The 11,074-nt window shown below is 45.2% G+C and carries 10 protein-coding genes; 3 read left to right on the top strand and 7 right to left on the bottom strand.

Annotation, left to right across the window (positions count from 1 at the left end):
• Window positions 1–155: 155 nt before the first annotated feature.
• From EBR25_10540 to EBR25_10525, 4 genes are read right to left on the bottom strand one after another with little or no spacing between them, the layout of a single operon-like run.
• On the bottom strand, window positions 156–851 hold the full coding sequence (locus EBR25_10540) for an ABC transporter ATP-binding protein (protein NBW41420.1): 696 nt from the start codon (window positions 849–851) through the stop codon (window positions 156–158).
• A gap of 52 nt (window positions 852–903) precedes the next feature.
• Window positions 904–2,148 carry an ABC transporter permease gene (locus tag EBR25_10535; protein NBW41419.1) on the bottom strand — a complete coding sequence of 415 codons (1,245 nt, stop codon included), beginning with the start codon at window positions 2,146–2,148 and terminating at the stop codon, window positions 904–906.
• The gene (locus tag EBR25_10530; protein ID NBW41418.1) at window positions 2,145–3,383 is read right to left on the bottom strand and encodes an ABC transporter permease; all 1,239 of its coding nucleotides are present in this window, start codon (window positions 3,381–3,383) and stop codon (window positions 2,145–2,147) included. Before EBR25_10530 ends, EBR25_10535 begins: the two co-directional genes overlap by 4 nt.
• 58 nt (window positions 3,384–3,441) lie before the next feature.
• Window positions 3,442–4,218, bottom strand: a complete 777-nt coding sequence (locus EBR25_10525; GenBank protein ID NBW41417.1) for an outer membrane lipoprotein-sorting protein — start codon at window positions 4,216–4,218, stop codon at window positions 3,442–3,444.
• A 165-nt stretch (window positions 4,219–4,383) separates the two neighbouring features.
• Between EBR25_10525 and EBR25_10520 the strand changes: the two genes are divergently transcribed.
• On the top strand, window positions 4,384–5,187 hold the full coding sequence (locus tag EBR25_10520) for a J domain-containing protein (protein ID NBW41416.1): 804 nt from the start codon (window positions 4,384–4,386) through the stop codon (window positions 5,185–5,187).
• Here the strand turns inward: EBR25_10520 and EBR25_10515 are convergent.
• The 3 genes from EBR25_10515 to ilvC are packed head-to-tail and all read right to left on the bottom strand — an operon-like array spanning window position 5,184 to window position 8,094.
• Window positions 5,184–6,254 carry a hypothetical protein gene (locus EBR25_10515; GenBank protein NBW41415.1) on the bottom strand — a complete coding sequence of 357 codons (1,071 nt, stop codon included), beginning with the start codon at window positions 6,252–6,254 and terminating at the stop codon, window positions 5,184–5,186. The genes EBR25_10520 and EBR25_10515 overlap by 4 nt on opposite strands.
• The gene (locus EBR25_10510; GenBank protein NBW41414.1) at window positions 6,227–7,087 is read right to left on the bottom strand and encodes an ATP-binding cassette domain-containing protein; all 861 of its coding nucleotides are present in this window, start codon (window positions 7,085–7,087) and stop codon (window positions 6,227–6,229) included. Before EBR25_10510 ends, EBR25_10515 begins: the two co-directional genes overlap by 28 nt.
• Window positions 7,084–8,094 carry a ketol-acid reductoisomerase gene (ilvC, locus tag EBR25_10505; protein ID NBW41413.1) on the bottom strand — a complete coding sequence of 337 codons (1,011 nt, stop codon included), beginning with the start codon at window positions 8,092–8,094 and terminating at the stop codon, window positions 7,084–7,086. The genes EBR25_10510 and ilvC overlap by 4 nt, the downstream gene beginning before the upstream one ends.
• Window positions 8,095–8,235: 141 nt before the next feature.
• On the opposite strand from ilvC, the gene EBR25_10500 reads away from it, so the two are divergent.
• A complete protein-coding gene (locus EBR25_10500; GenBank protein NBW41412.1) occupies window positions 8,236–9,915 on the top strand; it encodes a 2-isopropylmalate synthase in 1,680 nt (559 codons plus the stop codon).
• A gap of 115 nt (window positions 9,916–10,030) precedes the next feature.
• A complete protein-coding gene (locus EBR25_10495; protein NBW41411.1) occupies window positions 10,031–10,936 on the top strand; it encodes a branched-chain amino acid transaminase in 906 nt (301 codons plus the stop codon).
• Window positions 10,937–11,074: the final 138 nt, after the last annotated feature.

The raw sequence follows: 11,074 nt of genomic DNA, 5'->3' as shown, positions 1-11,074 counted from the left end.
CAGAACTTATAAGTTCTGAACTATCAAAGCGGTAGTCTTGAAGCCGTTTTTCAAGGCTGGGCTGAAACTTGATATGGCCATTGGTGGTAAATAAGGCTTCTTCTGAATAGCAGTTTAGAGACAGTAAAAAAAACGAAATAATAATAATAATATGTTTAGTGATGTGGTAGATATTGGTCATTTTCAACTCTCCCATCACACAGTCGAATCAGGCGGTGTGCTCTCTCCATCACTCTCTCGTCGTGTGTTGAAAAGAGAAATGTTACACCGCGAGTCGTGTTTAGCTCTTCCATGAGAGAAAGCAGCTCGCTAGCAGTTTGTGAATCTAAGTTCGCGGTGGGCTCATCTGCAAGGATGATGTCAGGCTCTGATACTATCGCGCGAGCAACAGCAACACGCTGTTGTTGCCCTCCAGACATTTCCCCAGGCCTCCGGTTAATTAGCTGCCCAAGCCCTACTTGTTCGAGGATCCGAATAGCGCGCTGTCGGCGTATTTTCCTGTCTACCCCCTGGAGTTGCATAGTGAACTCCACATTTTCTCTAGCACTCAACACCGGGATTAAGTTGAATGATTGAAAAATAAAACCAATATGCCGTAATCGAAACTTCGCTCGAGCACTCGCAGAAAGCTTTTGAATTTGCATATCGCCGATCGAAACCTCTCCCGATGTCGGTAAGTCAAGCCCTCCAATAATATTCAATAGGGTTGTTTTTCCTGATCCGGATGGGCCATAAAGTGTCGTGAACTCCCCACTGGCAAAATGCAGAGAAACATCGGATAAAGCTCGAACCTCATACTCGCCCTGTTGATACACTCGAGTAATGCTGTTCAGATTAATATCTTTTGTCATTATCATCTCCCTTCATTCTCGCTATCCTCGACAGAGTTATTACCTATTTTGACTAGAATTTTTTCAATGCAACGGATGGTTTAATACGGGTCGCGAGCCAAGCAGGGTATAAGCATCCAAGCGTACCAATCACCGTTAGTAGTATGAGAATGGTAAGAGCATCGCTGGTGTGCAAGAGGGGCAAGATCCTGTCTCCTATGCCTACAATTGATGTGCCCTCAGCGAATTGCTTTACGCTAATTCCCTCGCTGAGAAATCCTTCAAGGACGGTAATGCCGAGTAAGATGCCAACTGTTCCCCCTGAGAGCAAAAGGAAGAAGGCTTGCAGGATTGTCTCAATAATAATCCATCGAGAGGTCATTCCAAGGGCATTCACAATGGCTATCTCCCTGACTCGCTCGAAGATACTCATCAGTAACGCGTTAATAGTTCCAAAGCTGACCGTTATAACCACTATTACAAACCAGATGATAAGAAATCCGTTTTGCAATTTGCTCATTGATACGACAAGTGGTTCTAGAGTCTCCCAACTCCTAACGTCGGCATTCGGAAATAGCTGCCGAAGATGGGGTAAGATCCCCTCTATCATAGACTCATCTTCGAGAATGATAGAAATCTCATGATATTGACCCTGAGACAGCTCTAAGAGTTCTCTTAACGGTTCTATGCCAGTAAATGCGAATTGCTTTTCAGTATTTCTAACTTCTGCCTGATACGTGCCCGTAATCCGAAAGCCTTTGGAGGCAATGTCACCTTTTGCGCCTTGGGTTAAAATTACTATTCTTTTTCCGATCTCGCTTTTGAGCGTTGGTAGTATGCTTTCACCGAGCATTATCTTGGAGTCTTGTGCGCCCTCAAGCGAGTTTCCTCGCGTTGCCAGTGAACCCCCCAGCGAAAAATCACGTTCACGTTCTGGATATTCGCCAATGAGGGTTATTGGCGCTGCATCCCGTTCGCTCTGTAGCACAGCATGTATACGAATACGGGGGAGTACTGCTTTTACCTCTGGAATGGCTCTAAGGGATGAGAGTTGATGCTCATCGACATAGATCGTGTGTGCTATAGATGGATCGTGGTGAAAGCGAATATGCTGAATTTTAATATGTCCGACTAAACTATAAATGCTGTCGTCAATGATTTGCTGAGCCATCCCTCTAGCTATACCAGCAAGGATCAACGTACTGCTTACGCCAAGAATCACAGAGAGCAGGGTTACAAATGTCCGTCGTTTATTACGAAAAATATTTCGTAAGGCTAAGAAGAATACAATGCTCAGCGATGAAAAAAGAGTTTTCATATTGCGCTCCCTAGAGCTTCAACGGGCTTAAGAGCTCGAAGCCGAATTGAAAAAGGGATAATGAGTATAAGCGTAACCGCGAGTACCACAATGGGGCCCACTACTAGATATTCTATTGAGAGCTGCGGATAAAGAGTTACTGGCAGATTCCAGAGTTTATTGATTTCTTCGGCGCCCGGAATGCTGAGACCATAAAAATGAAAATACAGAATTACTCCCGCTCCAAGTATAATCCCAGGACAGATACCAAGAAGCAGAAGCCCAATAATTTCAACGAGCATCAGGACGAAAATTCGATTTCCTGTCATGCCCAGAGCAAGCAGAAGACCAAATTCTCTAGTGCGCTCGAGAAGCGACATCAGGAAAGTATTCAAGACACCAAAGGCTACAATTACAATCAGTGATAGAAAAAATAGCCAGCCAGAAATGAGATCGAGCTCTATTGATTCACGAAGACCAGGATTGAGTTCCTCCCATGATAAGACCGCTAGGTCATCATCAATATGGTGTGAGTGTGCCCAATCCTGAATTTGCCTTTTAAGCTTTTCCAGATTTGCGAACTGTTCGGTCTGTATGACGATATTGTGAGCCTGGTCTGGTAAGGCAAATGCATCCTGAATTGTCTTGATAGGAGCTTCAATGAGATTTCCATCAAGAAGCGAAGAACCACTAGAAAATATGCCCACGACTCGCAAGATCGTCGCTGCGATGGAGCCATCAGCTCCCTGTCCTAACACGGTGAGCTCCCCTCCGACACGAACTCCAAGCTTCTGAGCGAGTGATTCACCAACAATAGCCTTTCCCAGATCGTTAGGCTCAAGATAACGCCCTTCGCGAATAGTACCAAATAAGGTTGAGAGTGCAGGCTCTCTCTCCGGCTCGACACCCGTAATTTGCACACCTATTGACTTCTCCTCTGTTGAGACCAGAGCAAATACATTGGTTCGAATTCCTGCCTGACGTATCTCAGGAATAGTATCAATGAGGGACTCTCTTAGATTCTCCGGATTGGTGATGGTCAGATATGCCCGTGGTTCCTCTTGATATCCAAGAGGCTGTATCTGAAACGCCCCTTGGTATATTGAGGTAGCTGCTCGAATAGCTGCTGCATAGGAGCTTTGTTGTAGCGACACCATAAAGGAGAGAATCGAGCAGCTAAACATTATTGCCCCAGCAGTGAGGAGTGTGCGACGTGTATTACGCCAGATATTTCTCCACGCCGTTACAATAAGCATCTTTTCCTTTCCATTTCTGAGTGTAAGAACCTAGCCCTCTTTCTGCTTGATTCTCGCTCTAAAAAAGCCTTGGATTCTTCAGATACGAGAGAGTGAAGAGATTTTTTGGAAGAGTTACCTGAAACCGAATCTCGTTATGTATAATTTCAGTCCACTCGCCCTGCCGCTCTTCGGAATACATCCTCATTTTCTTCGGGAATACCTTTCCATCAAAGATTCCTGTCGAGAGAGTCTCGAGCCGTTTAACAAGAATGAGATCCTGGTCATAAAACTCATGAGCGAGTAAGAGACTATCATCTCGTATCTTTAATATCTCTTTCCCCCAGACAATCGGAGAATCTTCGTCAGGAATGGCTTCGATTACAAACACTTTGTGATTCCCCTCGGTCTGTTCAGGAAGAAACCGATGGGTATAATACTCTAGGATATCATCATCGCGTGCGAGGTCGTTATAAGAGAAATCCGAGCCCATCCAACTCTGAGACATCATACTCGCAGGTATTTTGATTGCACGGTTAATTTTCGGTGAAAAAGTCCAGATAGTGGCATCATCTTTCAAAGAGGCAGAGCCAGCATCTTTTGCCGGCTCTAAGAATTTAATCAAAGACCGATTCGTTCCCTCGGTCCAGCTCTTCATTTTCATGGTACGTTCCCAGGCTGGTCGGTGTACCACCATAGTAGCGATAGCGATAGAGGTATCAGAACGCCAGTATTCAATCGCTGAGCGTACAACTGCTGAAGCACTACGTGATGAAGATGAATCTTGCGCAAGACATGATAGAGGCTGAATAACGATGAGAAAAAAAATCAATAAATAGCTGTTCCAAATTTTCATTCACGTATCGTCCTCCGAAAGGATTGACGTGTAAAGTACTGAACTCATATTCATTTCTCACTAAAAAGACTAAAAATATTGGGATGCTGGCTTTTTTATGTGGCTTTCCATAGATAATCGCACGCAGGTAGACGTATAGTTATGGGGAACTGACTCGTTTTCATCATGAACTCCTATAGCCTAAAAAATGTGGCAAAAATCTTTCGTTTCGTTTGGCGTCCTGAAAGCCAGGAAGCTGCTCATGGTGCAGCTCATGCGCGAGAGCGAAACTCAGACCGCATATTCCTGCTAGAAAGTGCAAAGCTACTCGGAGAAATTGCCCGGAGTGACAGGGATATAAATGAGGAAGAAATTTCAGAATTTAAAAAGGGATTTATCCACCAATTTGCCAAGACACCCGATGACATCAGTCAACTGATAGAAGCGTTCAAATCCCAAGAACTACAGGGAAGAAGCCTGCAAGAAAAAACGTCGTTGTTCTATTGGAGATATGTAGAGAGAAAAGCAGATCTGCGAAAAATACTCTTCTATGGAATACACATTGTGATTGCAGATGGTGCTAAAAATCAATCTGAAGCTCAAGCACTTGAAACCGTGGCCCGCGCTATGGGCATGCATTTGAAAGATTTGGTTAAAATTGAAGATTCAATTCTTCAGGCATACTATGAGAAAAAGGGATATGTACAGAACCAGCATCGAAAGAATGATTCAGGCGAACACAGAAAAATAGATTCTGAGAAAGCAAGGCGCTCAGAGAATACCCTTCGTTCTTTGTCTCGAACTCAACATCTAAAAGTTCTTGGGTTAACTTCAGGTGCTTCTTCAGCTGAGATCAAAACTGCTTATCGTCGGTTGGTAAAAGAGAATCATCCGGATAAGAATCAGAATTCAAATGGGCATGGTGTGACACGCTTTCACCAGATTCAAACGGCGTACGAATCGTTGAAGCGCAGTGGAGTGGTTCGCTAATATTCAATAAATCCAGGTGACCGTATTCCAAATTGAGTCTCGAATAGGTGATTTGGCTCAAATCCCTCATAGAGCGTTCTTACAGAGTGATCCGTGAGGGAAACATTAAGTTCCCTTGCAGGGGAGACGTCTGAATTTGGACTGATCTCGAAGATTCGAGGTAAAGACTCTGCTCCCATAAACATGGTCAGACGCGCAATGTGAGTCGAGATCTGCTCCTTGATGCTGTGTCCGAACGAAAGTTTATCCTGAGAAAGAACAATAATAGGCTCTTCAAGAATTGAAAAATATAATCGAATGCGACACTCGGACGGGAGATCGTTGGCAATAAACTTGAATCGCATATCACTTTGAAGATCACCTGGTGTGACCTCAGGAGTACTCGTTGCCTCTCCAGGAAATTCTGTGAATCCAAAAACAGGATAGCCGAGGAGTTCGCGACGAGAGAGCTCATCGTTTTCAATAGTATGCGCTACCGCGATCCCACTGCTCAGTATAGCGTTGTCACCAGCCAGGATCCCCTTCTCATATACAAATTGTTCGATGCCAGAAATAAATGGTAAGGCCATACTTCCAAATGTTCCCAGTGCTTCAACGGCTCTTGTTCTGAGGATCTCAGCGTTCTTTTTCGGAAGAGGTATTTTCCCAGCTGCAATTTGTGCTAGTGCCTGCGCGGAGGCACTGGTACACCGCTTGGCTATGGCTTGTATCGTACTTTCTTCTACAACACCAGATAGGTTCTCCTTGTCGAATGCAAGGACCTTTTCCGCAAAGAGTTTACTAACGAGCTGAATATCTTCAAACAGGCCGGGTTCACGTCTTTCTATCTCCATGAAAGTATTCGCAAGGATTTCAAGAGTACGTAAATTCTCAGAGGCAGACACAGAAGTAATCAAAAAAGGGAGAAGTTCCTTTTCGTTGAGTGTCCCGGTTGGAATCTGAGCGCACCAACTTTCGAGAGTTTCAAAATAGAGACTTGAGTGTTTTTGCTCGGGGGGTTCACCCCTTAGGATTAAGGTTTCAATATTGAGTAAATTGTTCAGGTATTCTCGTCGATTCTCAAACATGAGCTCTTGTCACCCGCTACATTCGCCTCTTCGGTGGTGTATCCCCTTTCATGTTCGACCGAATAACGGTCCTGCATAGCATTGTGATGAAGCATAACCGGAAAATCGAAAAGATTCGAGAGAAGTTTTGATGAGAGAACCTCTTTCTTGGGCCCGCTTGCTGATATCTCTCCGTTTTTCAGGGTTAAAAGATGAGTGATGAAGGGCATAATCTCATCAGCATGGTGCGACGTATACAGAACGTGCAGTGTCTGGTTATCGAGAACTCGCTGCTCTAGGAGTTCTAAGAATCTCTCCCTCGCGCGAATATCCAATCCAGTACACGGCTCATCAAGAATAAGAATGGATGGTTGAGAAATCAGAGCCCGTGCAAGTAGGGCTCTTTTTTGCTCTCCATAAGAAAGACTTCTAAAGATGCGACTGGCACAAGAAGAGAGCTGAAACTCTTCAAGCATGGCTGCCACTTTTTTCGTATCTTCATCACGAGGTGTTGTAAAGACTCCGAGATGCGATGATAAGCCCGATGTCACTACATCCTGCACCGTAGCTGTGGTAGGAAAGAGAAATTGAAGTTCAAGAGAAACCCACCCTATTGATCGACGGAGTTCTCTAAGATCGCATTCTCCAAACTTCCTTCCCAAGATGCTGACCCGTCCATCTGTAGGAAACAGGTAACCACTCACCATCTTCAGAAGAAGACTCTTGCCACTTCCATTTGAGCCAAGTATCGCCCAATGTTGACCACTATCTGTCCGCCAGTGCACATCAGAGAGTAAGCACGTGCCCTCACGCTTAAAGCTAACACCTTGGAAGGAAATGATTGATTCTGTCATTTACGCTCAGGATTCTTCTCGGTGAAATCCATTGCATCTCGGATTTTACTGCCTACTTCCTCTACCTCCCAACTTTGGCACTCTTTAAGCCAGTCTCGAATAGTTGCGCACTGGTTCTCGCCATATTCTTGATCAATCCACTGATGGGCAAACTCCCCACTCTGAATTCTCTGAAGCTGTTCACGCATAGAGTCCCTTACGTGTTGATCAATAAGTCGTTCACCCTGTACGATTTGGCCGAATAGGGCTGTTGTTGAGATTTTGTTAGACATTCCAGCAATTCCGTCTGTATGGATGAGATCAGCAATGAGCTTAAGCTCGTGTACACATTCAAAGTAGGCGATCTCAGGTGGATATCCGGCCTCTACCAGGACATCAAATCCAGCCTTCACAAGGTAGCTCGCCCCACCACACAGCACATTTTGTTCTCCAAAGAGATCTGTCTCTGTCTCATCTCGAAAGGTAGTCTCTAAACAGAGAGAGCGAGTGAAGCCATTGGCATGCGCAATGGCGAGTGCTAATGAGAGAGCCTTTCCCGAAGGGTTTTGATGTACCGCAATCAGTGCTGGAAGTCCGCTTCCTCTGATGTATTGATCTCTTACCGAAACACCTGGTCCCTTTGGTGATACCATAAATACGTCAACAGACTCAGGGGGGATTATCGTTTTAAAATGAATGTTGAGCCCGTGGCTAAAGCACAATGATTTCTCTGATGTGAGATGCTTTTCGATACTGAGATACACTTCTCTATGCACTTCATCTGGTAATAAAAAGTGAATGATATCACTTTGTCGTGCTGCCTCTTCAAACGAGACGACTTCAAATCCATCTTCCATAGCGCGTTGCGCCGAGAGTCCTTTTTCTCTTGCTCCGATTATTACTCTTACGCCGCTATCTCGAAGATTTTGCGCCTGAGCAGAGCCTTGATTCCCATATCCAAGGACTGAAATGGTCAGCTGACTCAGTACCTGAGGGTCTACATCTGCGTCTGAAAATCGTTTTAGCATCTGCTAGAAACTCCTGTGTTTTTGAGGAAGCAGCCTCTCATCATGGTCTCACGTTCTTCCCTGCCGTTGTTATACCGCTTTTGAGTGGGGAATAAAATCAAATACCTGCGACTTTTCAGGGACTTTTCTCATGCGAGTAGTATGCTTTTATTGACTGATAAACCTTCACTCGGGTTTACTGGGAGCTCTTATTCTCGGCAACTCCGAAAAGCAGAGCGTCTTTCAGGCAGATACAACATGCAAGAAGAGAACATTTCCATATTCGATACCACCTTGCGAGAGGGGCAATCTTGTCCAGGTGCTGGAATGAGCCTGAAGAAAAATCTTGAATATGCTCATCTGGCTGCTCGTTTCGGAGTGAATGTTCTAGAAGTCGGTTTTCCTTCTGCCAGCACTGTTGATTTTGATACTGTTTCAGTGGTGACCAAAGAACTTGCTTCCAGTGCTACTACTCCTACTATCGCTGCCCTCTCTCCCCTGCTACAACGTGATATTGACCGAACACTTGAGGCCCTAGCTCCAGCAATAGCTCATCGATCTGCTCGGTTGCATTTATATATGCCCATTGACCTTCACCTTCTTGCTATAGCAACAGAAGAGCCGCGGCAAAGCTCCGAACAAGTACTCAAGAAGCTTGATGAAAGTATCAGTCGTGCTTTCAAGGATGGTATTGAAGTGCAGTTTTCGCCTCAGGGCTATACACAATCCGAGGGGAATGAGCCATTTCTTGAAGAACTCATTCGGACGGCTGTAGGTGCAGGCGCTTCCGTTATTAATTGTCCTGATACACTTGGTGTTGCCCATCCCTTTCAGGAAGAGAAGTATTTTGTTCATCTGATGAATCACCATGCTGCAGTAATTCGTAATGAGTTCCCTGACAGAGATATCGTTTGGTCAACCCACTGCCATAATGATTTTGGTCTGGCGCTGGTGAATACGCTAGCGGCGGTTTTTCAAGGGCCAGTACGCCAGGTGCAAGGTTGTATGAACGGGATCGGTGAACGGGCTGGAAATGCTCCCCTTGAGCAACTGGCAGTCGCTTTAAAGCACTTTGTTGAGCCATCTGGGAGAAGAAGGTTTAGGACAACTGCGAAGCTCTGTTATATTCAGCAGATATCGAACTTTGTCTCAGAGCATATGCTTCTACGCCAGCCACACTGGCCAATATCCGGTGAAAATGCCGCTCGTTACTCTGCTCGAGAGCAGGCTGATGCATATCTTGAGAATGTGCCTGCGTATCATCCATTCAATCCTGAAGAAACGGGGAATAAAGTTTCCTTATTATTCAATCATCAAAGTGGTGGTACCCACGCGCAATCAATTGTTCACACAGCGGGTTTTATGTGTAACGACGAGGAGCGCCAACCATTATCGGATTACGTCAAGTCACAGTATCAAGAGCGCAGAAAGGGCATTACCGATGCAGAAGTGATCAAGGCATACTTTGAATATAGAAAGCCTATTCAAATAGAGCATTTTGAATACTCAAAGACCGCTGGTCATGCAAATTTGAAGATGAGTGGTGTATTCTTCAATGAAAATGGAAATTTTGAATACTCGAGTAATGGTCAGGACTCTGTGTTAGCAGTTTTGAAAGAGGCCATTGATGAGCATCTTCCTGGTTATTCGATCCTGAGTCATCAAAGCCAATCGGAGGGAAAAGATATCTCTGCTCAAAGCATCTCAAGAATTATTATTGTTAATTCAACTGGAGTTGAATTCATTGGGATTGGATCTGATAGGGATATTGAGATTGCCGCATTACGGGCACTGATTGATGCAGTGAATTATGCATATATTGAGTGTCATTTTCGGCTCTAATCCCTCCTATCCCCCCCCCCTCTCTCCTCCTTTCAGTCGGTGATTTACACGCTCCGAGGTATCGATTAGAGTGTTGTACGCCCGAATGAGGAAGCAATTGAGTAGGAGGACTGGGATGGAACCAACGAAATATATCTGGATGGACGGAGAATTCATCGCCTGGGAGCAAGCGCAGGTTCATGTTCTCACCCACACGCTCCACTATGGGGCAGGTGCCTTTGAGGGAGAGAGGGCGTATAAGACGGACAGAGGCCCTGCAATATTTAGGCTCGGAGAGCATACCGAGCGGCTCTTTTATTCTACGGGTGTCATTGGGCTAGAACTGCCTTTTACTCAGGAAGAGATCAATAACGCGACCATTGAGCTCATAAGACGGAATGAAGTTGAGCATTGTTATATTCGACCGCTGGCCTTCTATGGCTATGGCAAAATGGGATTAAATCCAACTGGAGCGCCTGCCCAGCTCATGATCGCATGCTGGCCTTGGGGAGCGTATCTTCCTCATGAGATGGTTGATCTTAAGGTGAGCTCTTTTATCCGAATACATCCTCGCTCTACCGTTGCTGATGCAAAAATATGTGGTCACTACGTAAACAGTATTCTTGCAGTGCGGGAGCTTATTGGAACGCATTATCACGAGGCTCTTTTTCTTGATGAGCACGAGCAGATTGCAGAGGGTCCTGGAGAGAACTTCTTTATTGTGAAGGATGGCGGGCTTATTACTCCTCCAGCTGGAACAATTCTTCAAGGCATTACGAGAGCAACCATTATGGAACTTGCAAAAGCCGAAGGGCTACCAGTCACAGAGCGCGTAATTCCAATTCAAGAGGCGCTTGAGGCGGATGAGGCTTTTTATACGGGTACGGCTGCTGAGGTAACTCCAATACGCTCGATCGATGACAAGACCATCGGTAGTGGTGAAGTGGGAGAAATAACGGGTATGCTAAAAAACCAGTATCTGGATATCGTCTCTGGCAGAAATCCAAGATATGACCACTATTTGACGTACGTGAACGGCTAGAAGCTCGCTTCGTAAAATCACAGCTTCGTAAAATCACAGTGACGGGTTAAAACGCCTGAGCTGCACTATCGCGAGTTAAGAACCGAGAGGCTGCCGCTTCCTCTATCGCAGGCTAAGAGAGTACTTGAAAGAAAGACG

The sequence above is a fragment of the bacterium genome (assembly GCA_009926305.1).
Taxonomy (GTDB): domain Bacteria; phylum Bdellovibrionota_C; class UBA2361; order UBA2361; family RFPC01; genus RFPC01.
This window is presented reverse-complemented; position numbering and strand designations above follow the sequence as displayed.

Excerpts from the sequence above, each read along its gene's own strand:
- EBR25_10540 (NBW41420.1), bottom strand. The coding sequence starts at position 851 with ATGACAAAAGATATTAATCTGAACAGCATTACTCGAGTGTATCAACAG.
- EBR25_10535 (NBW41419.1), bottom strand. The coding sequence starts at position 2,148 with ATGAAAACTCTTTTTTCATCGCTGAGCATTGTATTCTTCTTAGCCTTA.
- EBR25_10530 (NBW41418.1), bottom strand. The coding sequence starts at position 3,383 with ATGCTTATTGTAACGGCGTGGAGAAATATCTGGCGTAATACACGTCGC.
- EBR25_10525 (NBW41417.1), bottom strand. The coding sequence starts at position 4,218 with ATGAAAATTTGGAACAGCTATTTATTGATTTTTTTTCTCATCGTTATT.
- EBR25_10520 (NBW41416.1), top strand. The coding sequence starts at position 4,384 with ATGAACTCCTATAGCCTAAAAAATGTGGCAAAAATCTTTCGTTTCGTT.
- EBR25_10515 (NBW41415.1), bottom strand. The coding sequence starts at position 6,254 with ATGTTTGAGAATCGACGAGAATACCTGAACAATTTACTCAATATTGAA.
- EBR25_10510 (NBW41414.1), bottom strand. The coding sequence starts at position 7,087 with ATGACAGAATCAATCATTTCCTTCCAAGGTGTTAGCTTTAAGCGTGAG.
- ilvC (NBW41413.1), bottom strand. The coding sequence starts at position 8,094 with ATGCTAAAACGATTTTCAGACGCAGATGTAGACCCTCAGGTACTGAGT.
- EBR25_10500 (NBW41412.1), top strand. The coding sequence starts at position 8,236 with ATGCTTTTATTGACTGATAAACCTTCACTCGGGTTTACTGGGAGCTCT.
- EBR25_10495 (NBW41411.1), top strand. The coding sequence starts at position 10,031 with ATGGAACCAACGAAATATATCTGGATGGACGGAGAATTCATCGCCTGG.